The organism is Myxococcus sp. AM009 (genome assembly GCF_013372605.1).
In the GTDB taxonomy this organism is placed as follows: Bacteria; Myxococcota; Myxococcia; order Myxococcales; family Myxococcaceae; genus Myxococcus; species Myxococcus vastator.
Genome location: NZ_JABXEP010000003.1, coordinates 18,934 through 44,832, shown reverse-complemented (window position 1 = coordinate 44,832; position 25,899 = coordinate 18,934). Strand labels below are relative to the sequence as shown.

Here is a 25,899-nt window from a genome sequence, read left to right as displayed (position 1 = left end):
CCGCTCCGATGCTCCGCCGGTTGCTGCCCACCCTCATCGCGCTCCTGCTGGGCTTCGCCGGGCTGGCCTGGGGCCTGGGCTCGCTCCAGCGCATCTTCGCCACCGAGCGGGATGACGCGCAGGCCTCGCTCGACTCCCGCCGGGAGGCCCTGGAGCAGTACGCGCGTGCCTCCCTGGCGCAGTTCCTGCGAGACAGGCTGGAAGCGGCGCGCCCCGCGCTGGAGGCCGCCGCGTTGGATCCGCTCGCCCCGGCAACCGGGCTCTATCTGCGCGAGCGCGGCACGCAGTTGCTGCCCCGGCTGGCCCTCCACGACGGCGGCGAGGACACGCCCGCGAAAGGGCGTTACGCGGGCCTGCGCGCGGGTACGGAGCGGGCGGACGAGGCGGAGGACCCCTGGGCGGAGCGGCTCGCGCTGATTCGCGAGGTGGACCGGGCGCTGGCACGCGGCGACCGCCGTGCGTCCACCGTGGCGTTGATGGCGCTGCTCCAGCACCGCTCGCAGTACGTGCTGGCCTCCACGCGCGACGTGCCGGGCTTGCTGGTGGTGCTGGAGTCACTGGCGGAGCGAGGCGACCCCGTGCCCCAGTTGATGCACGCGCTGGTGCGTGACGGACTGGCGGACGGACGCAGCGGGCGCCTGGATGGATTGCAGCGGCTGCTCCTGCTGCGCCGCGCGCGCTTCACGAAGGAGGACTTCGACTTCCTGCGCGAGCGCATCGTGGCGCTCTCCACGAAGGCGGGCGTGCCGGTGGCGGACTTCGAGGCCCGCGCCGCCGAGCTCGCGTCCGAACCGCTGCCGTTGCCCAAGACGCTTCCAGGCCCCGCGCTGGTGCGCGCGGGGTGGTACCTGGAGCCTCGCGGCGGCAACCACGTCCGGGGCGTGGCGGTGGACTCGGGCGCGCTGCTCCAGTCGCTGACGCGGGAGATGCGCGAGCGCGGGTTGCTGGAGGCGGACGGCCAGGTGCGGCTGTTGGCGGACGCGGAGGTGCTGCCGCTGGCTGCCCTGCCGTTGTCGGTGGACACGCCGGAGTGGGCGCGGGCCCAGGGCGCGCTGGCGCGGCGCTACCGCTTGAAGACAGGCATGGTGGCCGCGTGCGCGGTGCTGGCGCTGGGCATCGCCGCGCTGGCCTTCGTGGCCCAGCACCGCAAGCTGCGCTTCGTGGAGCTGAAGAGCGACTTCGTGGCCACCGTGTCGCACGAGCTGCGCACGCCGCTGGCCTCCATCCGGCTGCTGGCGGAGACGCTGGAGTGGCGGCTGGCGGAGGGCACGGACGCGCGCGACTACCCGGCGCGCATCGTCCGCGAGGCGGACGGCCTGGGCTTCCTGGTGGAGAACCTGCTGTCCTTCAACCGCATCGACAAGGGGCGCTGGGTGCCGAAGCTGGAGCCGGTGCGCCTGGATGAGTTGGTGGGCCTGCTGCGGCGGGATTTGGAGTCCTGGTCCAAGGTGCCCGTGGAGCTGGACGCGGACGTGGGGGAGCGCTCCCTGCGCGCGGACGGACAGCTCCTGCGACTGCTGCTCTCCAATCTGGCGCGCAATGCCTGTGCCTACAACACCCGCAGCCCGGTGCGCCTGCGCATCGAGGCGCTGGAAGACGGCCGCGTGCGCTTCTCCGACAACGGCGTGGGCATTCCCCAGGCGCAGTGGGAGCGCGCCTTCGAGGAGTTCGTGCGCCTGCCCGGCCAGGGACACGATGCGCCCGGCAGTGGCCTGGGGCTGGCCCTGTGCCGCCGCATCATGCGCGTGCACGGCGGCACCCTGCGCGTGGCGGCCTCCAGCCCGGAAGGCACCACCTTCGAGCTTCGCTTTCCTCATCCGGTGACGACATGACCTCATCCGTTCCGGCGCTCCTCCTGGTGGAGGACGACGCCAACCTGCGGCTCGCGCTGCGCGACAACCTGGAGAACCAGGGGGGCTACGCGGTGGAGGAGGCCACCTGCGTGCGCGAGGCGCGCGAGCACCTGGGCCGGCGCGACTTCCAGCTCATCCTCCTGGACGTCATGCTGCCGGATGGTGACGGCTACACGCTGTGCCGCGCGCTGCGCGAAGAAGGCGTGACGACGCCCGTCCTGATGCTCACCGCGCGCACCCTGGAGGATGACGTGGTGCGGGGCTTCGAGTCGGGCGCGCAGGACTACCTGGGCAAGCCCTACCGGCTCCGAGAGCTGCTGGCGCGCGTGGGCGCGCTGGTGCGCCGCTCCGGCGCGGCCCCGGTGAAGGGCCTGCGCTTCGCGGGCTATCGGATGGACCTGGACCGCCGGAAGGTGGAGACGCCGGCGGGAGCCCCGGTGGAGCTGACGCGGACGGAGTTCGACCTGCTCGCGCTCCTGGTGCGCGAGCGTGAGCGCGTCCTGCGACGCGACGAAATCCTGGACGCGGTGTGGGGCAGGGAAGTCGTCGTGGACCCGCACACCGTGGACAACTTCGTCTCCAGCCTGAAGAAGAAGCTGGGCTGGAACAGCACGTCCCGCTTCGCCATCCAGACGGTGCGAGGCGTGGGGTACCGGATGGAAGTCGAAGCGGCCTGACGTCAGCGCAGCGGGCTGTGGCGCACAGCGCGTTTGGCGCCAGGAAAGCGTCATTTGACTTCGCGCCCACTGCTCACCGCGTAACTTGTGGCGCCATGCGGGGTTCTTCCTTCGTCATGCGTCGATTGCCTGTCGGATTCCTGGCGGCCGTCCTGCTCTCATGTGCGAGCGGTCCGCACTCCAATGCTTCGGCGGCGCCGGGGCCCGTCGTGGCCAGCCCTGCCTTCGACGAGGCGCGCGCGGTTCATGTCCTGCGACGGATGGCCTTTGGACCTTCGCCACAGTCCCTGGCGGACCTGCGGCGCCTGGGCGTGGAGGGCTGGATGGAGACGCAGCTCTCCCGTCCCGGAGCGCCGCTGCCACCCCGTCTGGAGGCGAAGCTCCAGACGCTGCCCACATTGACGATGTCCATGGCGGACCTGGTGCGGGAGTACCCGCCGAAGCGCCAGCGGGAGGCGGCCTTGAAGGACGGGCGTACGCCGCTGCGCCCCGCCCTCATCGGCCTGGAGCAATCCGCGGCGAAGCTGCTGCGGGCGGTGGAGAGCCCCAACCAGCTCGAAGAGGTGCTGGTGGACTTCTGGTTCAACCACTTCAACGTGTCCGCGGACAAAGGCGCGACGCGGTGGATGGTGACGGCCTACGAGCGCGATGCCATCCGCCCGAACGTCTTCGGCAACTTCCGGGACCTGCTGGGCGCCACGGCCCGCCATCCGGCGATGCTCTTCTACCTGGACAACTGGCGCAGCGTCCGTGACGGCATGCCCGCGCGCCTGACGCGAGAGCCCGAAGCGTCGAAGCCGGGCCTCAACGAGAACTACGCGCGCGAGCTGCTGGAGCTGCACACGTTGGGCGTGGAGGGCGGCTACACGCAGCAGGACGTGCGTGAGGTGGCCCGCTGCTTCACGGGCTGGAGCATCCGAGCGCCGCGCAAGGCCCCTGCGTTCTTCTTCCGGCGCCGGGCGCATGACGCGGACGACAAGCAGGTGCTGGGGCAGCGCATCCCCGGACGGCGGAGCCTGGCGGACGGGGAGCAGGTGTTGGACCTGCTGGCGAGGCACCCCGCCACCGCGCGTCACCTCGCCAGCAAGCTGGCGCGGCGCTTCGTCTCGGACACGCCGCCGCCGGCGCTGGTGGAGCGGGTGGCGAAGGTGTTCCTCGACTCGGACGGGGACCTGCCCACCGTGTACCGCGCGCTCTTCCAGTCCCCGGAGTTCTGGGCCCCCGAGGCGCGGGCCGTGAAGGTGAAGACGCCCTTCGAGTTCGTGGTGTCCGCGCTGCGCGCCACCGAAGCGGAGGTGACGGTGCGCCCCCGGCTGGTGCAGTCCCTGGCGAAGATGGGCGAGCCGCTCTTCCGGGCGCCAGCGCCCACGGGCTTTCCGGAAGGGGCCGCGCCGTGGGTGAACAGCGGCTCCCTGGTGGCCCGGCTCAACTTCAGCCTGGAGTTGGTGTCCGGGCGGATGCCGGGGACGGAGGTGGCGCTGAAGACCTTGGCCACGCCGCCCGAGCCCACCGAGCGCGCCTGGGTGGACGCGCTGGGCCAGGCGCTGCTGGGCGCGCCACCGTCCGAGGAGACGCGGGCGACCATCCTCGACGCGCTGTCGAAGCGCGCCGAGGCCGCCAGCGCCGTGGGAGAGAAGCGCCCCGTGGACGTCCCGCTCATCGCCGGGTTGTTGCTGGGCTCGCCGGAGTTCCAGAAGCAGTAGCGGAGGCGCTCCACGCCGTGACACACCGCTGGAGCGCGCCCGCTCCGCCACCGGGGCCGCCAGCGTCACGGAGCGGGCGCGGCGTGCTCCAGCGCCGCGGTCGCCGGAGGCAGCAACGGCGGCACGCCCGTGGGCTTCCCGTGCGCGTCGAGCGCGACGAGCACGAAGCGGCCCCGCGTCCCGAGCTGCCGGTCCCCGGTGAGCAGGTCCTCCGCGTAGAGGTCCACCTCCACCGTCATCGACGTGCGGCCCGTGGCGACGATGCGGGTCTCCAGCTCCACGAGCTGGCCCTGCCGCACGGGGACGTGGAAGTCGACCCGCTCGCTGCTGGCGGTGACGACGGTGCGCCGTGCGTAGCGAGAAGCCCCGATGAAGGCGGCCTTGTCCATGAGGGCCAGGGCCTGACCGCCGAAGAGGGTGCCGTAGTGGTTCGTCTGCTCCGGGAAGACCATCTCGATGAGGCTGACCTCGGTGATGCGGCCCGCTTCGATGCGCTGCTTGGGGGAGGGTTCGGCTGTCATTCAGGGTCCTGGGGTTCAGCGGGAAGGAAGGTGGCGGCGTGGGCCATCCGGACTGTCTCGTGGAATGAGCCGCAGCAGGCCGGGGCGCGTGCCCACGAGCAGCCGCCGCGCATCCCAGCTCCACACGTCCGTGGTGTGGGGCGGCGGTGGCCCGCCGAAGGTCGGCAGCTCGGTCCAGGGCAGGTCCGTCAGCAGCTCGCCATGACGTGACAGCACGTCGGCGAGCGCGTCCAGCGAGTCGATGACGCCCGCTTCGGGGCCGGGGCCCGTGAGGTGGTAGCCCCAGGCGCGGGGCGTGGCCTCCGTGTCGAGGAAGATGCGGAGCGCGCCGCTCGAGGCGTGCGCGCTCATGAGCCACGCTCCAGCGTCATCGCGAGCCCCTGGCCCACGCCCACGCAGAGCGTCGCCAGTCCACGCCGGGCATCCTGTCGCTTCATCGCATGCACCAGCGTGGTGACGATGCGCGCGCCGCTGGCGCCCAGTGGGTGCCCCAGGGCGATGCCGCCGCCATGGACGTTGACGCACTCCGGTGGCAACGCCAGTTCCTGGAGGCAGGCGAGCGCCTGCGCGGCGAACGCCTCGTTCAGCTCCACCAGGTCCACGGCCTCCACGGCCCAACCCGCGCGCTCCAGCGCCTTGCGCGACGCGGGCACGGGCCCGATGCCCATGGCGCGAGGGTCCACGCCCGCGCTCGCGCTGCTCACGTAGCGCGCCAGCGGCGTGGCCCTGGCGGCGCGCAGGGCCTTCCCGCTCATCAGCAGCACCGCGGACGCGCCGTCATTGAAAGTGGAGGCGTTGCCCGCCGTCACGCTGCCGCCCTGACGGAACGCCGGCTTCAGCGCGGTCAGCCGCTCCAGGGAGGTGTCCGCGCGGGGCCCTTCATCCGTGTCCACGCGCAGGGCCGCGCCCTTGCCTTGTGGCGCCTCCACGGGGACGAGCTCGTTCGCGAAGCAGCCCGCCGCCTGGGCCGCCACGGCCTTGCGGTGGGAGGCGAGCGCGAAGCCGTCCTGCGCCTCGCGGGAGATGCCGTACTGCGCCGCCACGTTCTCCGCCGTCTCGCCCATCTGCTCCAGCGGGAAGCGGGCCGCCAGACGCGGGTTGGGGTAGCGCCAGCCCAGCGCGGTGTCCCACGCCTCCCACTTGCCGGACGGGAAGCCCTCCTCGGGCTTGGGCATGGACCACGGCGCGCGCGTCATGGACTCCACGCCGCCCGCGAGCACGAGGTCGGCCTCGCCCACCTGAATCATGCGGCAGCCCTGGATGATGGCCTCCAGGCCGCTGGCGCACAGCCGGTTGACGGTGACGCCGGGGACCGCGTCGGGCAGCCCGGCCAAGAGCAGCGCCATCCGCGCCACGTTGCGGTTGTCCTCGCCCGCCTGGTTGGCGCAGCCGAGGAACACCTCGTCCACCCTCGCGCCGTCCAGGGCGTTTCGCTGGAGCAGCGCGCGGAGGACGTGGGCGGCCAGGTCATCCGGCCGGACACCCTTGAGGGCGCCTCGGAACCGGCCAATGGGAGTACGAACCGCGTCGACGATGAAGGCGTCGTTCATGAGGGCTCCGTGGGTCGTTCGCTAGAGGTAGAGACGCTTCGGGTCGAGCTTCTCGCGCAGCAGGCGCAGCACGGACATGTCTGGCTCGGCCGCCATCCGCGGGGACTCGGCGACGCGCAGGGGCCAGCCACACGCGGCGCGCACCTGGTCCACCGTCACGCCGGCGTACACCTCGGCGAGCACCGCCTCGCCGGTGGCGTCGAAGTCGAGCACGCCCAGGTCGGTGATGATGCGGGTGGGGCCTCCGCCGGGCATGCCCAGCTCCGCGCGGCGCTTCCCATGGATGCGGTGGCCCGGGCTGGTGATGAAGTCGCACCTCTCCACGAAGGTGCGCTTGCTCATCCGCATGACGATGAGCAGCCGCCGCGCGTGGACGGCGATTTCACACGCCCCGCCACTGCCGGGCAGCCGCACCTTGGGGTTCGCGTAGTCGCCGATGACGGTGGTGTTGATGTTCCCCCAGCGGTCCACCTGCGCGCCGCCGAGGAAGCCCACCTCGATGAGCCCGCGCTGGAGCATGCACTGGAAGATGTCCGCCTGCCCGACGACGGCCAGCGAGTCCGTCACCAGCGACGGGTCGCCGATGGACACGGGCAGCCGCTCCGGAATGGCGCCCACCGCGCCGGATTCGTAAATCATGAAGAGGCCCGGGGCGTGCGTCTCCCGCGCCAGGTTGCACGCGAGGTTGGGCAGGCCAATGCCCACGAAGACGACGTCCGCGTCCCGCAGTTCCTGCGCGGCGCGATAGGCCATCCGCTCGGAGGCGGTGGGCGTCGCTGGAAGCTCAGTAGCCATAGTCCACCCCCTCGCAGACGCGCGCCTTCGCACGCAGCTTGTCGAGCAGCCCGGTTTCGAGCCGCGCGAGATAGCCCTGCCGGTCCTTCACGCCGTGGACGAACTCCTCCAGCCACGCGCGGTAGGTCTCCGGCTGTCGGGAGATGTCCTCCCACTTCACGTAGAAGTCGTTGTCCCGGTCATGGAAGCCCTGCACGAAGCTGGGATGGCAGCCCCACGGCTCGTGCACCACGTGGCTGACGATGATGCCGGGCACGAGCGTGCGGTTGGGGTCCTTGCGGATGCGCTCGGTGGAGACAAGCTCCTCCGCGACGACAATCACCTTCTTCGCGGCGAAGGCCACCTCCTTCTGGGAGCCCAGCAGGCCCCACACCTGCGCGTTCCCTTCCAGGTCGGCGCGCTGGCAGTGGATGATGGCCACGTCCGGCCGGAGCGCGGGGACGGCGGCCAGCTCCTGCCCGGTAAAGGGGCAAGTCACGGTCTTGATGGACGGATTCACGCGGGCGATGTCGCCACCGGCGTAGTTGTTCAGCGGCCAGAAGGGCAGGCCCGCGCTGCCCGCGAGCAGGCGGGACAGCAGTCCGAAGTGGGAATACTCCTCCAGCTCCAGGCGCTCGGGTGACGACGCCTCGCTGCGCCGGCGCAGCGCGTGGAGGCTGCCCACGCCCGGGTTGCCCGCCCAACTGAAGACGAGCTTGCGCACCGCGCCCGCCTCGATGAGCTGGTCATAGACGAGGTCCGGCGTGAGGCGGATGGCCGTGAGGTCCCGGCGTCCCTGGCGGATGATTTCATGGCCCGCCGCGAAGCAGATGAGGTGCGTGAAGCCATCAATGACCAACGAGCTGCCGTCCTTCACGGACTCGGCGATGGCTTCCTTCATGGAGCAGCGCTTGTTCATCGCTCGGGCCTCAGCGCTTCACGCCCGCCGCTGCGGGCTGGGGAAGAGGGGGCGCACGCGGGAGGGCCAGCTCCGTCAGGCACTCCTCGAGGACGCGCAGCATCACGTCCACCTCGTGCCGGCCCACGACGAGCGGCGGCGCGAAGCGGATGGTGGACTTGCCGCACGACAGCAGCAGCAGGCCCTTGCGGAAGGCGCGCTGCTCCAGCTCCGCCACGTAGGCGCTGGCGGGCTCGCGCGTCGCCGGGTCCACGAACTCCGCGCCCACCATGAGGCCCACGCCCCGGACGTCGCCAATGACGGGCCAGCGAGCCTGGAGCGCGCGCAGGCCGCGCAGCAGGTGCTCGCCCGTGTCGCGCACGGAGTCGAGCAGCCCCGCTACCACGTCCAGCGTGGCCAGCCCCGCCGCGCAGCACACGGGGTTTCCGCCGTAGGTGCTGCCGTGCGAGCCGCGCGGCCACGTCATCACCGACTCACGGGCGATGATGGCGCCCAGCGGCATGCCAGAGGCGATGCCCTTGGCCGACAGGAGGATGTCCGGCATCACCCCGAAGTGCTCCGCCGCGAACATCTTCCCCGTGCGGCCGATGCCAGACTGCACCTCGTCGAAGACGAGCAGGATGCCGTGGGCATCGCAGATTCGGCGCAGGTGCTGGAGGAACGACGCCGGCGGGATGACGTAGCCGCCTTCACCCAGGATGGGCTCCACGAAGATGGCGGCCACCTCGCGCGGGTCCACGTGGTTGACGAACCACTCCCGCTCCAGCAGCAGCGCCGGGTTGCACGCGTCGCCGCACGCGTTGGGCGCGCAGCCGTTGGGACAGCGGTACGGGTTCGCGTAGGGGAGGTGGATGACGCCGGGCAGCAGCGGCCCGAAGAAGGCGCGCTGGGTGACCTTGGAGGAGTTGAGGGAGATGGCGCCAAGGGTGCGGCCGTGGAAGCCGCCCTGGAAGGCCACCACGTACTGGCGGCGCGTGTGGTGCCGCGCCAGCTTGAGCGCGCCCTCCACCGCCTCGGTGCCGGAGTTCGTCAGGAAGACGCGCTTGGGACCCATCTCCGGCAGGTAGCTGGCGAGCCGCTCGCAGAGCCGGGAGAAGGTGTCGTAGTAGAAGTCGGTGCCGCAGATGTGCAGGAAGCGGTCGGCGGCCTCGTGGATGGCCTTCACCACGGTGGGGTGCGAGTGGCCGGTGGACGCCACGGCGATGCCCGCCATGAAGTCGAGGAAGCGGTTGCCGTCGACGTCGTACACCCACGGCCCCTCGCCGCGCTGGACGACCAGCGGATACTCCTTGATGTACGAGGGGGAGCTGTAGCGCTGGTCCACCGCGATGATGGCCTGCGCGTTCGGCCCCGGTGGAGCCACCTTCACTTCGGGATAGAGCTGGGTCATGGAGATTTCCTCGCGGGGGTTTCAGCCCATCCGGGTCTGCGCCTGCTCGCGCATGAACTGGGCGACGTAGTAGGGACCGCAGCCGCCCTTGCCGGACGCGCCGCTGCCCTTCCATCCACAGAACGACTGCACACCGGGCCACGCACCCGTTGTCGCGCCCGTGCGGCGGTTGGCGTAGAGGACGCCGGCCTCGGCTTCGGCCATGAAGCGCTCCACGTCCGCGGCGTCGCGGCTGAAGATGCCGGCGGTGAGGCCGTACTCGCAGTCGTTCGCCATCCGCAGGGCTTCATCCAGCGTGCTGAAGCCCGTCACGCCGACGAAGGGCAGGAACAGCTCGTCCCGCATCAGCCGGTGGCCGTGCGACAGCGCCGCCACGGTGGGGGCGACGAAGTGGCCCTTGGCGAGCGCGCCCTCCAGCCGCAGCCGCTCTCCGCCCGCGATGATGGCGCCGTCCCGGCGCGCCTCGTCCACCGCGCGCTCGAAGCGCCGCACCGCCGCCGTGTTGATGACGGGACCGGTGAACACGGACGCCAGCGCCGGGTCGCCCACCACCGCTTCCCGGGCCTTCTTCGCCAGCCCATCGGTGAAGTCGTTCAGCAGCGCCTCGTGCACGTAGATGCGGGACAGCGCGCTGCACTTCTGGCCCGACAGGCCGAAGGCGGAGCGGAAGCAGCCGTCGATGGCGGCCTCCAGGTCCGCGTCGCGGCAGACGATGGCCGGGTTCTTCCCACCCAGTTCCAGGAAGCACGGCCGCACGCGGCCGGTGGACATCACCTGGTGGAGATTCATCCCCACGGCCTTGCTGCCGGTGAACGACACGCCGTCCACGCCAGGGTGCCGCACCAGCGCCGCGCCCAGCGCCTCCCCTTCGCCGTGCACCACCTGGAAGACACCCGGGGGCAGGCCCGCGTCCGCGAGCGCCTGGTACAGGCCCTCCGCGCACCAGGGGGCCTCTTCGCTGGGCTTGAGGATGACGGTGTTGCCACCCAGGAGCGCGCCTCCGCTCATCCCCGCCGCGAGCGCCAGCGGGAAGTTGAAGGGCGAGATGACGGCGAAGACCCCGTAGGGCCGCAGGACGCTGCGCGTGTCCTCGTCGGGCGACAGGCGCGCCATGGGACGGACGAAGCCCTCCGCCTGCTCCAGTTGGCTGGCGTAGTAGCGCAGCAGGTCCGCGGACTCCTCCACGTCACCCAGCGACTCCAGCCGGCTCTTGCCCACCTCCAACGTCATCCGCGCCGACAGCTCCAGGCTGCGCTCGGAGATGAGGTCCGCGGCCCGGCGGAGGATGCGCACTCGCTCCTCCCAGGCCGTGGCGCCCCAGCCTCGCTGGGCCACTCGCGCCACGCGCACCACCCGGTCCAACTCGCTGACGGGCGTGCGGTGGAAGGTGGCGAGCAGCTCGTCCGGCCTCGCCGGGTTGCGGCGCTCCAGGAGGTCTCCGCTCCGCCAGGCCTCGCCGGCAATCCACGACGGCAGCGCTTCGCCCAGGCGCCCCCGCACGGTGTTGAGCGCCTCGTCGAAGCGCGCGTGCAGTGTGGACATGTCGGCGTCCAGCACCGAATAGGTGATGCGGAAACTCATGGCTCCCTCCGGAAGTAGTGGTTGATGCCCTGCGCGAGCGTGTCGACCAGCGCGTCGACCTCGGCCTCGGTGATGACCAGCGGGGGGCCCAGCATCAGCAGGTCCCCGTTCGTTCCGTCCGCGTGGCCGGTGTTGGACCAGAGGACGAGGCCGCGCTCGAACAGCTCGGCCATCAGCCCCTCCACCACCTTGCGCGAACGAGGGAAGGGGCGGCGGCTGTCGAGGTCCTCCACGAACTCGACGCCCGCCATCAGGCCCACGCCCTGCACCGAGCCCACATGGGGCAGGGGCCGCAGCGTCTCGCGCAGGCGCCGCTGGAGGTGGGCGCCCACGCGCGCGGCGTGCGCCACCAGGCCGTGCCGTTCGTAGTAGTCGAGTACCGCCAGCCCGGCCGCCGTCATCGCCGGGGCCTGGAGGTAGGTCTGCGCGTGCATGAAGCCGCCGGAGCCCTGCCGCAGCTCCTCCAGGTGCGCCTGCCGCACGAGCACCGCGCTCAGCGGCGCGTAGCCCCCGCTGATGCCCTTGCCGAGCACCAGCAGGTCCGGGGTGAAGTCGAACAACTCACTGGCGAAGAAGCGCCCGGTGCGACCGCAGCCGCACATGACCTCATCGGCGATGGTGAGGATGCCGTACTGCCTGCACAGCGCGCTCACGCGCTCGAAGTAGTCCGGCGGCGGAGGGGAGGCTCCGGCCGAGGAGCCAATCACCGGCTCCGCGATGAAGGCGGCGATGGTGTCCGGGCCCTCGCGGAGGAGCGCCTCCTCCATCAGCCGCGCGTAGTGCGCCGCGCCGTCGCGTTCGTAGTCTTCCAGGCCGGAGCGGTACGGGTAGGGCGCGGGCGTGGTGACGACCTCCGCCAGCATGGGGCCGAAGAACTGCTTGTAGTGGGGACGCCCCGACAGGGAGAGGGCGTAGAGCGTGTTGCCGTGGTAGCCGGGCACGCGCGCAATGACCTTCGTGCGCTGGGGCTGCCCGCGCGCCACGCAGAGCTGCCGGGCGAACTTCACCGCGGCCTCCACCGCTTCGGAGCCCGAGCCCAGGAACGCGGCGCGCTCCAGTCCCGCGGGCGCCAGCGCGCACAGGCGGGTGGCGAGTTGCTCCGTCACCTCGGTGGTGAAGTGGGTGCCGTTGACGTAGGCGACGCGCAGCAGTTGTTCACGGATGCGGTCCACCACCTCGCGGTTGCCGTGGCCCACGCTGGCCACGAGCGCGCCCGCCGAGGCGTCCAGGTAGCGCTTGCCTGTGGCGTCGAAGAGGTGGACACCCCGGCCGTGGGTCACCACGGGGAAGTCGCGCGCGAGGTCGCGCAGCAGCACATTCCCTTGCGGGTAGCGCACGCCCTGCCTGCCTTCGTCCCGCATCGTCCGTCCTCCACGCAGCGCGGACGACCGAGGTCGCCCGACAGGGCTCCCGCGTGGAAGAAGGGTTGTCACGATGCGCGGGTCGGCGCACACCAGGCCCCGGAGGAGCCCACGGACCGACCTTCGCCCCCACGGGCGACTGGACACACGAGCGGGGTTGGGTCGGAAAAGCCGAGGCGCGCGCGAAGACTGGCTGGAGGCTCCAGCGCTGCTCGGACCTTCCGGCCGTCCCACGCGGCTCCAGGTCGAAACCGTCCGTGGATTTCTCCCACGGGCGGATGCGGGCAGGTCTTCGGGCTCGTGAGCACTCCGGCCGGAGCCGGATTCCTACTGCTCGTCGCTTCCCAGCTCCCAGAGGGAGCCAGTGCGTGTGACGAGGTTCGTTCTCACCTACCGCTGCGGGGCAGCCCCGGATTCACACCGGGTTCCCTTTTAAGCCCAGGCCGAGGCCCAGGCACCAACATGGGGCGGTATGTACTGTCGGCCTTCTTGGACTGTCAAGGCAGGCTCGCGAACATGGACAGGTTCCGTCTTGAAGCGGGCGCGCATCCGACATCAAGGTTCGCGCCGCGCGCTCGATGGCGTCGGCGATGCGGAACGAACGTGGCACATCCAGACGCAGGTCCGCTCTTGCGCGCCGTGCCCGTAACTTCTGTCCCGCCCCGGTGTTGAATGAGGGGGGCCCTGCCAACTGGGGGCTCCCGTGCCTGGCTCACCGGAGGCGAAGACGCGATGAACCCACTGCTGACCCGTCGTCATCTGCTGCGCGCTCTGGGGTCGACGGCGGTGGGGCTTGCGTGGGCTCCGGGCTCCCTGGGACGGGCGCTCGCGTCCAGCCAGCTCGCCTCCACGCGAGGCACGCTGGTGACTGTCTTCCTGCGTGGCGGCGCGGACGGGCTCTCCCTGGTGCCTCCGGTGGAGGATGCCGCGTATCACCGGGCACGTCCCACGCTGGCGTTGAAGGCGCATGGCCCGGACGCCGCGCTGAAGTTGTCAGGGCCCTTTGGCCTGCATCCCAGGCTCGAAGCGTTGATGCCGCTGTGGCGTGATGGCCGGCTGGCGGTGCTGCACGGCGTGGGATTGCCGGCGCCGGTCCGCTCACACTTCGACGCGCAGGACTTCGTTGAATCCGGAACGCCGGGGCGCAAGTCGACACCGGATGGCTGGCTCAACCGCGCGCTGGACGAAGAAGAGGGCGTCGCGCTGCGCGCCGTGGCGTTGCAGCCCACACTGCCCCGGGCGCTGTTCGGAGACGCGGGGGCGGTGGCCATGGGGCGGCTGGAGGAGTTCCGGCTGAGGGGCGGGCGCAGAGGTGAGGAGGCCACCCGAGGCTTCAATGCGCTCTACGCGGGCGCCGTGGACGAGGCGCTGCGGACGACGGGCCAGGACGCTTTCGAGGCGATGTCGCTGTTGGACGAGGCGCGGCTGGCGAAGCGCGCTTCGCGTGCGGCGGTGGAGTATCCGAAGGGGCAGCTCGGACAGCGGCTGCGCGACATCGCGCGGCTCATCCACGGCGAGGTGGGGCTGGAGGTGGCGGCGACGGAGCTGGGAGGCTGGGACACGCATGCGGCTCAGGGCGCCGCGACGGGGGCGTTCGCCAACCGCTGCCAGGAGCTCGGAGGCGCGCTCGCGGCCTTCGCGCAGGACCTGGGGGCTCGGCTGGAGCAGGTGACGGTGGTGGTGCTCACGGAGTTCGGCCGCACGGTGCGGGAGAACGGCAGTCGTGGCACGGACCACGGCGTGGGCAGCGCGATGCTGGTGCTGGGAGGCGGCGTGAGGGGCGGCAAGGTGTACGGGCGCTTTGAGTCGCTGGAGGCGGAGCGCTTGCAGGACGGGCGCGATGTGCCCGCCTGGACGGACGTGCGCGCGCCATTGGCGGAAGTCCTGCGCGCCTGTCGGCCCGGTGTGGCGCTCCAGAAGGTATTTCCTGGCTTCATGTCGCCCCCGGGGTTGGGCCTGTTCGGATAGGCGCTGCGCTCATCTGTCGGCGCGTCACATCACCTCCGTCCGGGACAGACAGGGGAGCGGCCTTCCGCCGCCGCTCCCCCGCCCGAACACGTCCGCATTCACGTCGAGCCGCCACGGCCCTTCCGCGTCAGCTCATGTCCCGTCGCTCAGCGGCAGCAGGCAGACATCCCGCAGGCCGTATAGAGGCAGGTGAGCTCGTTGGGCGTGGGGGTGGCGGGGCAGGTGGCCTCGGCATCGCCGCCGGTGATGAACGCCAGCGTCGCATCCTCCAGCTCCATGACGGACGCGGGGCTGGCCGGAAGCGCGGCGCGCTCCGCGTCGGAGAGGCTGTCGTAGTAGTCGGCGTCACGCCAGGCGCGGAGGATGTGGTTCTTGTCGCTGTGGCTCATGGTGCTGCTCCTCTTGGGTTGTTGGGGGACTGCCTACGGACCGCCAACCCTCGCGGTGCCGGAGTTCGTCGGGAACGAAGCTGCGTCACGAGACGGGAGGCGCCAGGGAGAGCAGGTCCGCCACTCGCTCCGGCGCCGCGAGCCGCAACAATCCGTGGGCGATGCCCGCGAGCCCCACCATCAGTCCCGGTGTCTCGATGCTGTCGGGCAGGCCATGCAGATAGCCGTGTGACTCGATGCCCTGGAGGATGCCGCCCGCGAGCTGGTAGGTGCGCCGCAGCAGCGTGTCATCGTGCAGCGCGCGCGAGGCCTCCAGCAGGAAGAGCACGTTGCCCAGGTCGCCATGACACAGGCCATGGTTGTAGCCGAGGCCCCCGGTGAGCGTGGCCCGGACCGCCGCTGCGATTTCCTCACGCACCCGGTGGTCATCGAGCATGGGCAGTCCGGAGATGCGCGCCAACCCGATGCCGGGTGCGCCGTTGCACCAGCCACACATGAAGGCAGGTCCATCACCGCCGTGCAGGCCTGCGTCGGCGCGCAGGTCGGGCCAGTCGCCGGCCTCGGGCGAGAACCTGCCACGCTCATACGCCAGTGCCTCCATCGCCGCGGTGTGGAAGCGGGGCTCTCCCGTGGCGGAGGCCAGCCGCAGCAGCGCCAGCGCGATGCCCGCTGCGCCATGTGCCAGTCCGCACAGCGCCAGTCCGCCGGTCGCGGGTGAAAGCCAGCCCAGGCCCTGGGATTGGGGCGTGGCCGTCAGGAGCAGCTGCTCCCCACAGACGCGCGCGAGCCGTGACGCACGCTCGGATGGATGCTGCCCCACGAGCGTCAGCAGTCCGAACAGGGCGCCCGCGCAGCCACCCCCCAGGTCCAGGTGCTCGTCCTGTTCCACGAGAGGGGCAATGACATCAACGAAGGACTCGGCGGTCTCGAACAGCGCGCGCTCCCCCCACAGCGCCCCCAGGTGCGTCAGCGCGTAGAGGATGCCGCCCCAGCCATTGAGGATGCCCACTCCGCGGACCTGCGCTGGCGCGGTCTCCAGACGCCACGTCAGGTGACGCAGGGCGCCCCGGGCCGCCTGCGTGAAGCGCGCTTCCTCCGTCAGGGCACCGAGCTGCGCCAGCACCAGCGCGATGCCTGAGAGCCCCTGGTAGAAGTCCGTCCCCACCTGGACGAGCCGCCACTCCTTCGCGTCGGACATCTCGAGCGACAGCCAGTGGGAATGCCCCGCGCCCGAGAACGACAGGACCGCCAGTTGCTCTCCCACGCGTCGTGCCGCCGCCAACAGTGCGTCGGGATGCGCGGGTTCGGGCGTGTCGCGGAACGGATAGCGGGGGCGCGTGCCCGGGCTCGCCGCCATCCGGGCCCGGTCGAGCGCGCTTCGCAGCAAGGCGAGCTGCCGCTCGTGGTCCTCCGGTGACAGCCCCACAAGGCGTCGTCGCGCCCGCTCCAGTCCTGAGTCGTCGAAGAAGTCGGGCAGCCGGCGGCCCGTGCCCGACCACAGGTCCTTCGAGCCGGGCAGGGCGGTGAAGCGGGGGATGTCGCCGCGCTGCAGTTCCTCCTGCTCGAAGGGGATGAGGGCCGCCAGGTATGGGCGCTCCTTCACGGCCAGCCAGAGGTGGTCGAAGAAGCGCTGCCGGTCCAGCGCATCCCCCAGCGCATGGGGATGCATGCTCTCGTGCAGCAGGGCGTCGTAGCTGGCCGTGCCACGAAAGAGCACCCGCACGGGCGCGTGTTCGAAAGCCGCGAGCGGTCCTCCAGGGGCGAGCAGCGCCTCCCGGTGCTCGGCGAGCAGCCGGTACAGGGAGGAGAACCCCTGCGCGAGCGCGTCCGCCTGCACCGCCACGGAGACGTCCTGTCCCTCCATTCGAGGACGGTTCGCCGCGCCTGGAATCTCCATCCGCCGCCGCTCGAAGCGGAGCTGGTCCGTGCCGTGCGCCGTCGCCACCAGGTAGCCCAGTGGCGTGAGCTGTCCCTCGTTGGCACCCAGGGCGCTGAAGTCCACCTCCGTGCCGTCCTTCGCGCGCCAGGCAGGTTGGGGCAGCAGCCCGCTCTTGAGCACCGTGCCGTTCAGCACCGCGCCGGGTTGCATCTCCACGTCCCGCATGGAGGCCGCGAGCGTGTGTGGATGGAAGAGCGTCTCCAGGTCCACCAGGACGGGGTGCTCGCCCGCCGCGATGAGGTTTTCGTAATGGATGTCGGTGACGTCCAGCGCGTAGAGCAGCGCGACGAGCGCGCCCTGCCGAAGATGGAAGCGCCGCACCTCCTCGGCCGACTGGCAGGGCGCGGCCTCCACGTACTCCATCCATCCGTAGCCGTCCGAGGAGAGGACCTCGACCGTGCGCAGCGGAGGCGTGAGGCCGCGCGCGTTCAGCCAGGAGACGAGTTGCTGGAAGGTGGCCTCCGCTGCGAGCGGGCGCGGCTTGTAGACGAGCCGCAGCCCCGAGGCGAAGCGGAGCAGGAAGACGGTGCGGCCACCTCGGTGCGAATCTGACAGACCACCCTGGGCCTCCACCAGCGGGCCGGGAGGAGCGCCGCCGTGGAAGCGATGCCACAGCGTGGAGGCGTCCCGGGCCAGCCGCTGCATCAGCTCCACGCCCGTGGCTTCCCACGCGGCGATGGAGTCCACGGCTTGCCGCGCGAGCACCGGGTAGCGGTGGAGGATGTCCAGCGCCACGTCGCGGCGCCGGAGTTGCTGGGCGAAGTGCTGGAAGCGTGCTTCGGGCGTGTCTCCCTGGAGCCGTCCTTCGAGCTGAGCGATGCGCAGCTCCACCGCGAGCGTCCGTCCCAGCAAGGGCATCAACGTCCGTGGAAGCGGCGCGAGCAACAGGCGAGCCGTGTGCGCCGGCTCGAACGGCGCTTCGGGCGAGTCCCGCAGGCAGGTGCCCAGGGCGGAGACGAGCCGTGCGTGCGCTTCGTGGACGAGTGGCTCGACCAGGCAGAGCAGGGCCGCGCCCGGTGGCGTGGGCTCCGGCCAGGAGAAGGGTGGCGATTTCTCCGACGTGTAAGCCTGCTCGATGGCACGTTGCCACGGTGGCGGCGCTTCCATGCGTGCCTGCAGCGCCTCCGCGGGTTCTCCCAGGAGGGTGTACAGCTCCGCTTCCGCCAGCCCCGAGGCGCGCAGGCGCTGGGTCCAGAGCGAGTCCCGCGTAAGGGGCTCTTGTTTGCGCCAGCGCTCCAGTCTGCGCTGCGCGCGTGCCGCGTCCACCGCGTCCGGAGTGCCGCACAGCCTGAGCGATGGCAGCCGCTCCTCCAGGGCATGGCCCAGCACCCAATGAGACGTCACGCCTTCTCCCATCCAGGCGGCGGCCTGGGGCGTCCGAGTCGTCCTGTGGTCTGTCTGTGATAGCGCCTTCAATCGCTATCGTGGCATTGCCGCCGGGCCGAGCGCCAGGGGGCCTGGTCGGCTGCGGTGGGGATGACTGGTATTGCCCACTGCGAGCGTGACGCCATCCGCTGTCGCGCTGCGTCGCGAACTGCGGCACACTGGGTCAATGCCCCGGCTGCGCCGCATGCTCATCCTCCTCCTGGCCACCCTCGGTTCAAGCTACCTCGTGTTGTGTGTGGCGATGTTCGCGCTGCAGCGCTCCCTGCTCTACCCGGCCCCCAAGGGCACGCCGCCGCTGGCAGAAGGCGACGGCTTCAGCCGCCTGCCGCTGGAGGGAGGCTTGTACGTGGACCTGTTCCACCTGCCGGCGCCTCCGGGCGCGCCCACGGTGGTGCACTTCCATGGCAACGGGGAGCAGGTGCTGACGCAACTGGGCCTGGGCCGCTTGATGCGAGCGAGGGGGCTGGGCTTCCTCACCGTCGAATACCCGGGCTATGGCGCGTCGCCGGGGCGCCCCACCGAGGAGGGTATCTACGCCGCGGCGGACGCGGCGCTCGCGTGGCTGCGCGCGAAGGGCGTCACGGCGCAGCAGACGGTGCTCAGTGGCCGCAGCCTGGGGACGGGCGTGGCGGTGGAGATGGCGCGGCGGGGGCACGGCGCCCGGGTCATGCTCGTGAGTCCGTACACGTCCATCCCGGACCTCGGGGCCACGGCCTTTCCCTTCCTGCCCGTCCGCCTGCTGGCCCGGGACCGGTATGACACCGCGTCCAAGGCCGCCGCCTTGAAGCTCCCCGTGCTCATCATCCACGGCGAGGAGGACACCCTCATCCCCGTGGACATGGGGCGCCGGCTGGGCACGCTCTTCCCCCAGGCCGTGGTGGAGACGGTGGCCGGGGCGGGGCACAACGATGTCCTCGAAGACGCTGGAAAGGTTTACAGACATCGGATGGCGTCATTCGCGCTGGGAGAACCATGAACGGCGGAGCTCGCTGGACTTGACGCTGTTTGTCATTGTCTCCGACCGGACAGCGAATCGTGGGTGTCTGGCTTCATTGGGAGCCGGGTGGGAGACTGGTGCGCGCTTCAGCTCCTCCTCGACTGCAAGGAAATTCCCATGCGAAACGTCATGTCCGTGGTGGTGTCGTTGAGTGCCTCGCTCCTGTTGGCCTGCGGGCCCGTCCCGGAGACTGGCGAAGACGACGCGCTCTCGGAGGAAGCTGCCACCCGGACCGACTCCCTGTCCTGGCGGGATGCTCCCGTCTGTGGTGACGGCGTGTGCTGCATGGAGCGGATGTCGGAGTGTCCTTCCGACTGCCCGAACGGAGATGGCGGGCTGGGCGGCACGGTTTGTTACATCAACCCCTATTGAGCACAGGGCGCTCCGGCTTGCCCAAGGCCACCGCGACTCCTACGCTCCCTGCCGCCGGCGCGGTCCTTGTGCCGGCGTCCACCGGGAGCCCGCCGCATGTCAAACCCCACCGCACCCGTCATCGGCATCATTGGCGGCAGTGGCCTGTACCAGATCGATGGCCTGACGGACGTCGAATGGAAGAAGGTGACGTCCCCCTTCGGTGAGCCTTCGGACGCGCTGTGCTTCGGCACGCTGGGAGGGCACCGCGTCGTCTTCCTTCCGCGTCACGGTCGAGGCCACCGGCTGGCGCCGACGGACATCAACTTCCGCGCGAACATCGACGCGCTCAAGCGCAGCGGGGTGACGGACCTGCTGTCGCTGTCCGCCGTGGGGGGCCTGCGCGAGGAATACCCACCGGGCACCTTCGTCGTCGTGGACCAGTTCATCGACCGGACCTTCGCCCGGGACAAGAGCTTCTTCGGCACGGGGCTGGTGGCGCACGTCTCCATGGCGAAGCCGGTGTGCTCGCGGCTGGGGGACGCGGTGATTTCCGCGTGCGAGGGCCTGGGCGTCGTCGCGCGCCGGGGCGGCACGTACCTGGCCATGGAGGGGCCGCAGTTCTCCTCCATCGCGGAGAGCCACCTGTACCGGAGCTGGGGCTGTGACGTCATTGGCATGACGAACATGCCGGAGGCCAAGCTCGCGAGGGAGGCGGAGCTCTGTTACGCGACGGTGGCCATGGTCACCGACTTCGACTGCTGGCATCCGGACCATGACGCCGTCACGGTGGACCAGGTCGTCTCCGTGCTGCTGGGCAACGCGGGCAAGGCGAAGGGGCTGGTGAAGAACGTGGTGCCGCTGCTCGGGGCACACACCGGCCCCTGTGCCCAGGGCTGCCACAAGGCGCTGGACCACGCCATCATCACCGCGCCCCCGGCCTGGGACGCTGGCATGGTGGAGAAGCTGTCCGCGGTGGCGGGCCGGGTGCTGCGCCGATGAAGGTCCATGGCAAGCCGATGCGCTCCATCTGGCTGGCGCCGGACGCACAGGCGGCGGAGGCCATTGACCAGACGCGGCTGCCACATACGCTCGTCACCGTGCGGCTGACGACGTTGGATGAAGCCGCCCATGCCATCCGGAGCATGCAGGTGCGCGGCGCGCCCCTCATCGGTGCCACCGCGGCCTATGGTGTCTGGCTGGCTTTGCGCGTGGATGCCTCGGACGGCGCGCTGGAGCACGCGCTCGCGGTGCTGCGGGGCACGCGGCCCACGGCCGTGAACCTGCACTGGGCCCTGGACGACATGCGCCGGCGCCTGGCGCCGCTGCCTCCCGCTGAGCGAGTGGCTTCCGCGCTTCGCCGCGCCGAGGCCATCAGCGACGAGGACGTGGCCATCAACCGCGCCATCGGTGCGCACGGCCTGAAGCTCCTGGAGGCGGCCTGGGCGCGCAAGGGCCGCCAGGGCCGGCTGGAGGTGCTCACGCACTGCAACGCCGGCTGGCTGGCCACGGTGGACTTCGGCACCGCGCTCTCGCCCATCTACCAGGCGCACGACGCGGGCATCCCCGTGCATGTCTGGGTGGACGAGACGCGCCCGCGCAACCAGGGCGCGCAGCTCACGGCCTGGGAGCTGGGGCAGCACGGCGTCCCGCACACCGTCATCGCGGACAACGTGGGGGGCCACCTGATGCAGCACGGACAGGTGGACCTGTGCATCGTCGGCACGGACCGCACCACGGCCCAGGGCGACGTGGCGAACAAGATTGGCACCTACCTCAAGGCGCTGGCGGCAAAGGACAACGGCGTGCCCTTCTACGTGGCGCTGCCCTCGCCCACCCTCGACTGGACGCTGCGGGACGGGGTGCGTGAGATTCCGATTGAGCAGCGCGATGGCGCGGAGCTGAGCGACGTCACCGGACGGTTGGCGTCGGGCGAGGTGGCCACGGTGCGGATTACCCCCGAGGGGAGCCCCGCCGCCAACTACGCCTTCGACGTGACGCCCGCGAGGCTGGTGACGGCGCTCATCACCGAGCGCGGCGTGTGCCCGGCTTCGCACGAAGGGCTGCTGTCGCTCTTCCCGGAGCGGCGCGGGAGGACGGAATGAGCGGTGCGTGTGAGCACCTCGCCCTGCGCGAGTCGATGATTGCCACCGCGCGGCGGATGAACGCGTCCGCGCTCAACCAGGGCACCTCCGGCAACCTGAGCGTGCGCGTGGAGGACGGCTTCCTGCTGACGCCCACCGGCATGGACTACGACGCGCTGGTGCCGGAGGACCTGGTCCTGATGCGCTTCGATGGCAGCCACGAGGGCCGCCGGAGTCCGTCGTCGGAGTGGCAGCTCCACTTGGACATCCTGGCCGCGCGGCCGGAGGTGGGCGCGGTGCTGCATGCGCACTCGATGTTCTGCACCACGCTGGCGTGCCTGCACCGGGACATTCCCGCCTTCCACTACATGGTGTCCGCGGCGGGCGGCACGGACGTGCGCTGCGCGCCCTACGCCACGTTCGGCACCGCGGAGCTCGCGGCCCACGTGCTGGGCGCGCTGGAGGGCCGCAAGGCCTGCCTGATGGCGAACCACGGCATGGTGGCCCTGGGCAGGGACCTCCCGGCGGCCTTCAAGCTGGCCGTGGAGGTGGAGACGCTGGCCGCCATGTACTGGCGGGCGCTCCACGTGGGTGAGCCGGTGCTGCTGGACGGCGCGGAGATGGCGCGCGTACTGGAGAAGTTCAAGACGTACGGCCAGCAGCCGACGCCCCCGTCGCGCGAAGGGTGAGGACCGTCACCTCCGTCGGCACGCCGATGCGGAAGGGCAGCCAGTGCCCCGTTCCGCCGGACACGTAGAGCTGGTGGTCGCCGTGGCGGTAGCGGCCCAGCATGTACTTGAAGGCGAACCAGAAGGCCGGGACACCCAGGAAGGCCACCTGTCCGCCGTGGGTGTGGCCGGCCAGCGTCAGCCGGGCGCCGCGCTCGGCCGCGAGCGGGAAGAAGTCCGGGTGGTGCGTCAGGCACAGCACCACCTCTTCGGGCGCCACGTCCCGGAAGCTGGCCTCCGCGGACTGCTGCATGCGCTCCGCCTTCACGCGGTGACTGCGGCCGGACATCGGGTAGTCCACGCCCACCACGCGCACGCGCTGGCCGGCGTGCTCGAAGGCGTGGGACGCGTCCACCAGCAGGCGCACGGGGCCGCCGCGCGCCTCCACGTCGGCGTAGGCCTGGCGGATGGCCCCCAGGCCGCGCCAGTGCTCGTGGTTGCCCAGGATGGCGAGCATGCCGTGGCGGGCCGCGCACTCCGAAAGCGCCGCCATGGTGCCGTCGAGCTGGTCCAGGTCGTCGATGAGGTCCCCGGTCATCACCTGGAGGTCCACCTTGGCGTCGTTCATCGCCCGCACGGCGCTCTGCAGGTACTGGGTGTCGATGAAGGTGCCGACGTGGACGTCCGTAATCTGCCCGATGCGGAACCCGTCCATCGCCGGGGGCAGGCCGGGGAGGTGGATGTCGACTTCGCGGACGGAGAACTGCGTGTAGCCATTGGCGAGCCCCACCGAGCTCGTCCCGGCCGCCAGCAGCGGCACCGCGCCCGAAGCCAATCCCGCCCCTCCGGTGAACCTGGCGCGCCGATGAGGACCAGCATGATGATGGCGACGGACCAGCCCACGGAGAAGACGCGCAGGGCCGCATCCCCCACGGGGAGCTGCGCGTGCCGTCCGGCCACCGCGGAGTAGAGCCACGCCGCCAGGGACAGGAAGGTCCCCAGGGCGAAGACGCCCAGGCGCCACTTCCGGAGCAGGCCGGGCCACAGGGACCGGAGCACGGCCCAGGCGCCGACGTTGAAGACGAGGAGGAACAGCAGCCTGCCCATTTACGGTGCTCCCTTGGCGTGGAGGGGGGCAGTCATAGCCGGGGAGGGCGACATGCGCCGCAGGAAGTGGCTGAGGGACAGGGGCAGGGCAGTCATCTGGCGGGCGTGTGGGGAATCAGGCGGTGGAGGGGCCCGCTGCCGGGCCGTCCCCTGGATGGCCCCTCTACGCTTGGAGTGGGTGTCCCATTCCTCAGCGCTCAGTCCCGGCCGGGGCTGGCCATCCGCAGGTGGGCGTGGAGCGTCTCGGTGCGCAGGTAGAGGAACTGGGCATCGCCGAAGGCCAGGGCATCGCCGTCGTTGAGCATCGGCTCCTGGTCCGGCCCCAGCGAGGACGCGTTGACCCAGGTGCCATTCATGGAGCCCCCGTCACGCACCGAGCAGTCACCTGCCTGGGCGTGCCACCTCAGCGTCGCGTGGTGCTTGGACACGGACGGGTCGGGCACCACCAGGGAGCAGCCTTCGATGCGCCCCACCGTGAACGCCTGTCCCTCCGCCTCCGGCCGGAGGAAGTGGACCTCCAGGGTATCGAACCCGCGCAGCATGACGAGCAGCCGGTCCACGAGCCGTGTCCGGTGGGCCATGCCCACGGTGCGTGCCTCGCCGAGCCGCATGGCCACCTGTTGGAAGACGGGCTCGGGAGGCTGTTGGACCAGCACGACGCGGCCGGATGCTTCGAGGAAGGCCTCCAGGGTTGCCAGGGCGAACGGGCGCAGTTGCTTGACGGACGGCATGGTGCCCGCACCTTAAACCGCGTTGCGCGAAGTTGGCGCCGGACTGCGTCCTTCCCCCGTGGAGTGTCCACCGTCTGTCGGGGGCCGCCGCTGCCTGGAACGTTCGCGGACCTGCCGGCCGCCGACAATCCCGTTCACGAGGGCGTGCGCCGGGACGATGACGGACGCGAACAGGTGGATCGCTTCCTGCGTCCGGACGGGCAGGTGGAGGTCACCTGCGACGGCATCTGCCTGGGTGGCAACTAGCACCCAGGCAGGCGCTTGCTCCGCAGATGCGCGAGGCGGCTTCGGCGCGGCCTACGTCGCCGCGTCCGGCTTCAGGTTCTTGAGCAGGTGGTCGCCGTAGTCCTCACGCAGCTTCGTCTTGAGGAACTTGCCGGTGGACGTGCGTGGCACCTGCGGGACGAAGACATAGTCATCCGGCAGCCACATCTTCGCGAAATGGCCCGCCAGGTGCGCGGTCAGCTCCTCCTTCGTGACGTGCAGTCCATCCTTCAGTGCCACCGCGGCCAGCGGGCGCTCATCCCACTTCGGGTGCTTCCCGGCGAAGACGGCCGCCTCCAGCACCGCCGGGTGCGCCATCAGCGCGTTCTCCAGCGCCACGGACGAAATCCACTCCCCTCCCGACTTGATGACGTCCTTGCTCCGGTCGCAGATGCGCACGTAGCCCTGCGCGTCGATGGTCACCACGTCGCCCGTCTTGAACCAGCCGTCCTTCGTGAAGCGGTCCTCGCCCTCGTCGCTGAAGTAGGACGACGCGACCCAGGGCCCCCGGACCTCCAGCTCGCCCATCGTCTCCCCATCCCAGGGCAGCAGCGTGCCGTCGTCGCTGGCGACGCGCGTCTCCACGAAGGGCAGCGCGAACCCCTGAGACGCCCGCGCCGAGGACTTCACCTCATGCGTCGCCTGCCGCAGCGGCCCCTTGAGCTTCGCCATCGTTCCGACGGGGCTCATCTCCGTCATGCCCCACGCGTGGACCACTTCCAGGCCGTGCCGCTGCTGGAAGCCCTCAATCAGCGACGGAGGCGCCGCCGAGCCACCAATCAGCATGGACCGCATGCTGCTCAGGTCCCACTTGTTCGGCGACTGGTCCAGCAGCGCCAGGATGCCAATCCAGATGGTGGGCACGCCGCCCGCCATGGTGACCTTCTCCGCCGCCATCAAGTCCAGCAGGGAGGCCGGGTCCAGGTGCGGTCCCGGGAACACCAGCTTCGCGCCGGTGAGCACGGCGTCGAAGGCCAGCCCCCACGCGGCGGCGTGGAACATGGGCACCACCGGCATCACCGCGTCCGCCTCGCGCATGCCCGTCACGTCCGTCATGCAACACGCCAGGGCGTGCAGCACGGTGGAGCGGTGGCTGTAGAGCACGCCCTTCGGATTGCCCGTGGTGCCTGACGTGTAGCAGAGCATCGACGCGGAGTTCTCATCGAGCCGGGGAAAGTCGAAGTCCGGGGACTCGGCCGCCAGCAGCGCTTCGTAGTCCAGCGTCCCCTCCGGCGCGGGGCCCGCGTCCGGCACCACGATGACGTGGCGGATGCCAGGCACCGCGTCCTTGAACTTCTCGAACAGCGGCAGCAGCGAGCGGTCCACCACCACCACGGAGTCCTCCGCGTGCCGCGCGATGTAGCCCAGGTCGTTGGGGTGCAGGCGCAGGTTGAGCGTGTGCACCACCGCGCCCATGCACGGCACGCCGTAGTACACCTCCAGGTGCCGGTAGTGGTTCCAGCTCAACGTGGCCACCCGGTCCCCCGCCTTCACGCCCAGCCGCGTCAGCGCGTTGGCCAGCCGGCACGTGCGCGCGTGAAAGTCCGCGTACGTGTAGCGGTGCAGCGACTTGTCCGGGTTGCGGCTGACGATTTCCGAGCGCGGGTAGAACGTCCGCGCGCGCTCCAGCAGGTGGCTCAGCGTGAGCGGGAAATCCATCATGCGGCCTGGCAGCATCGGCACCCT

23 protein-coding genes and 1 riboswitch are annotated in these 25,899 nt (G+C 70.9%); of the genes, 10 read left to right on the top strand and 13 right to left on the bottom strand.

Annotated elements, in window-relative coordinates:
* Positions 1-8 precede the first annotated feature (8 nt).
* The 3 genes from HV824_RS01575 to HV824_RS01565 all read left to right on the top strand — a co-directional run bounded on the left by HV824_RS01575 (position 9) and on the right by HV824_RS01565 (position 4,233).
* On the top strand, positions 9-1,832 hold the full coding sequence (locus tag HV824_RS01575; protein ID WP_176418474.1) for a HAMP domain-containing sensor histidine kinase: 1,824 nt from the start codon (positions 9-11) through the stop codon (positions 1,830-1,832).
* On the top strand, positions 1,829-2,530 hold the full coding sequence (locus HV824_RS01570; RefSeq protein WP_176418475.1) for a response regulator transcription factor: 702 nt from the start codon (positions 1,829-1,831) through the stop codon (positions 2,528-2,530). The genes HV824_RS01575 and HV824_RS01570 overlap by 4 nt, the downstream gene beginning before the upstream one ends.
* 209 nt (positions 2,531-2,739) lie before the next feature.
* Positions 2,740-4,233, top strand: coding sequence for a DUF1800 domain-containing protein (locus HV824_RS01565; RefSeq protein ID WP_368738004.1), 1,494 nt, complete (start codon positions 2,740-2,742; stop codon positions 4,231-4,233).
* A 65-nt stretch (positions 4,234-4,298) separates the two neighbouring features.
* Here HV824_RS01565 and HV824_RS01560 read toward each other — a convergent pair whose 3' ends face one another.
* From HV824_RS01560 to HV824_RS01525, 8 genes are read right to left on the bottom strand one after another with little or no spacing between them, the layout of a single operon-like run.
* Positions 4,299-4,754, bottom strand: coding sequence for an acyl-CoA thioesterase (locus tag HV824_RS01560; RefSeq protein WP_176418477.1), 456 nt, complete (start codon positions 4,752-4,754; stop codon positions 4,299-4,301).
* A 15-nt stretch (positions 4,755-4,769) separates the two neighbouring features.
* Positions 4,770-5,105 carry a hypothetical protein gene (locus tag HV824_RS01555; protein ID WP_176422498.1) on the bottom strand — a complete coding sequence of 112 codons (336 nt, stop codon included), beginning with the start codon at positions 5,103-5,105 and terminating at the stop codon, positions 4,770-4,772.
* Entirely contained in the window at positions 5,102-6,304 is a 1,203-nt protein-coding gene (locus HV824_RS01550) for a thiolase family protein (RefSeq protein ID WP_176422497.1), read from the bottom strand. Before HV824_RS01550 ends, HV824_RS01555 begins: the two co-directional genes overlap by 4 nt.
* A gap of 21 nt (positions 6,305-6,325) precedes the next feature.
* Positions 6,326-7,099 carry a CoA-transferase subunit beta gene (locus HV824_RS01545; RefSeq protein WP_255207668.1) on the bottom strand — a complete coding sequence of 258 codons (774 nt, stop codon included), beginning with the start codon at positions 7,097-7,099 and terminating at the stop codon, positions 6,326-6,328.
* On the bottom strand, positions 7,089-7,997 hold the full coding sequence (locus HV824_RS01540) for a CoA transferase subunit A (protein WP_176418480.1): 909 nt from the start codon (positions 7,995-7,997) through the stop codon (positions 7,089-7,091). Before HV824_RS01540 ends, HV824_RS01545 begins: the two co-directional genes overlap by 11 nt.
* Positions 7,998-8,007: 10 nt before the next feature.
* Positions 8,008-9,387 (bottom strand): acetyl ornithine aminotransferase family protein, encoded by a 1,380-nt coding sequence (locus tag HV824_RS01535; RefSeq protein WP_176418481.1) that lies wholly within the window; start codon positions 9,385-9,387, stop codon positions 8,008-8,010.
* Positions 9,388-9,408: 21 nt separating this feature from the next.
* The gene (locus HV824_RS01530) at positions 9,409-10,968 is read right to left on the bottom strand and encodes an aldehyde dehydrogenase family protein (RefSeq protein ID WP_176418482.1); all 1,560 of its coding nucleotides are present in this window, start codon (positions 10,966-10,968) and stop codon (positions 9,409-9,411) included.
* On the bottom strand, positions 10,965-12,329 hold the full coding sequence (locus tag HV824_RS01525; RefSeq protein WP_176422496.1) for an aspartate aminotransferase family protein: 1,365 nt from the start codon (positions 12,327-12,329) through the stop codon (positions 10,965-10,967). Before HV824_RS01525 ends, HV824_RS01530 begins: the two co-directional genes overlap by 4 nt.
* Positions 12,330-12,594: 265 nt before the next feature.
* A riboswitch (cobalamin riboswitch) is annotated at positions 12,595-12,806 on the bottom strand.
* A gap of 255 nt (positions 12,807-13,061) precedes the next feature.
* On the opposite strand from HV824_RS01525, the gene HV824_RS01520 reads away from it, so the two are divergent.
* Positions 13,062-14,297, top strand: coding sequence for a DUF1501 domain-containing protein (locus HV824_RS01520; protein WP_176422495.1), 1,236 nt, complete (start codon positions 13,062-13,064; stop codon positions 14,295-14,297).
* Between the two features lie 146 nt (positions 14,298-14,443).
* Here HV824_RS01520 and HV824_RS01515 read toward each other — a convergent pair whose 3' ends face one another.
* Together HV824_RS01515 and HV824_RS01510 are read right to left on the bottom strand one after the other, a co-directional pair.
* The gene (locus tag HV824_RS01515) at positions 14,444-14,686 is read right to left on the bottom strand and encodes a mersacidin/lichenicidin family type 2 lantibiotic (RefSeq protein WP_176418485.1); all 243 of its coding nucleotides are present in this window, start codon (positions 14,684-14,686) and stop codon (positions 14,444-14,446) included.
* Positions 14,687-14,771: 85 nt separating this feature from the next.
* Entirely contained in the window at positions 14,772-17,969 is a 3,198-nt protein-coding gene (locus tag HV824_RS01510) for a type 2 lanthipeptide synthetase LanM family protein (protein WP_368738003.1), read from the bottom strand.
* Positions 17,970-18,177: 208 nt separating this feature from the next.
* Between HV824_RS01510 and HV824_RS01505 the strand changes: the two genes are divergently transcribed.
* From HV824_RS01505 to HV824_RS01485, 5 genes are all read left to right on the top strand, one after another.
* The gene (locus HV824_RS01505; RefSeq protein ID WP_176422493.1) at positions 18,178-18,987 is read left to right on the top strand and encodes an alpha/beta hydrolase; all 810 of its coding nucleotides are present in this window, start codon (positions 18,178-18,180) and stop codon (positions 18,985-18,987) included.
* Between the two features lie 138 nt (positions 18,988-19,125).
* A complete protein-coding gene (locus HV824_RS01500) occupies positions 19,126-19,380 on the top strand; it encodes a hypothetical protein (protein ID WP_176408756.1) in 255 nt (84 codons plus the stop codon).
* A 96-nt stretch (positions 19,381-19,476) separates the two neighbouring features.
* Entirely contained in the window at positions 19,477-20,361 is an 885-nt protein-coding gene (locus HV824_RS01495; RefSeq protein WP_176418488.1) for an S-methyl-5'-thioadenosine phosphorylase, read from the top strand.
* Positions 20,358-21,464 (top strand): S-methyl-5-thioribose-1-phosphate isomerase, encoded by a 1,107-nt coding sequence (gene mtnA, locus HV824_RS01490; protein ID WP_176422492.1) that lies wholly within the window; start codon positions 20,358-20,360, stop codon positions 21,462-21,464. Before HV824_RS01495 ends, mtnA begins: the two co-directional genes overlap by 4 nt.
* Positions 21,461-22,132, top strand: coding sequence for a class II aldolase/adducin family protein (locus HV824_RS01485; RefSeq protein ID WP_176422491.1), 672 nt, complete (start codon positions 21,461-21,463; stop codon positions 22,130-22,132). Before mtnA ends, HV824_RS01485 begins: the two co-directional genes overlap by 4 nt.
* On the opposite strand, the gene HV824_RS01480 is transcribed toward HV824_RS01485, so the two are convergent.
* Entirely contained in the window at positions 22,086-22,946 is an 861-nt protein-coding gene (locus HV824_RS01480) for a metallophosphoesterase (protein ID WP_255207666.1), read from the bottom strand. The two genes, HV824_RS01485 and HV824_RS01480, sit on opposite strands and share 47 nt — an antisense overlap.
* A 469-nt stretch (positions 22,947-23,415) precedes the next feature.
* On the bottom strand, positions 23,416-23,949 hold the full coding sequence (locus tag HV824_RS01475; protein ID WP_176418492.1) for an FHA domain-containing protein: 534 nt from the start codon (positions 23,947-23,949) through the stop codon (positions 23,416-23,418).
* A 63-nt stretch (positions 23,950-24,012) separates the two neighbouring features.
* Between HV824_RS01475 and HV824_RS01470 the strand changes: the two genes are divergently transcribed.
* Complete coding sequence (locus HV824_RS01470) at positions 24,013-24,195, top strand: hypothetical protein (RefSeq protein ID WP_176418468.1); 183 nt, start codon at positions 24,013-24,015, stop codon at positions 24,193-24,195.
* 51 nt (positions 24,196-24,246) lie between these two features.
* On the opposite strand, the gene HV824_RS01465 is transcribed toward HV824_RS01470, so the two are convergent.
* Positions 24,247-25,890 (bottom strand): long-chain fatty acid--CoA ligase, encoded by a 1,644-nt coding sequence (locus HV824_RS01465; RefSeq protein WP_176422490.1) that lies wholly within the window; start codon positions 25,888-25,890, stop codon positions 24,247-24,249.
* Between the last annotated feature and the right edge of the window lie 9 nt (positions 25,891-25,899).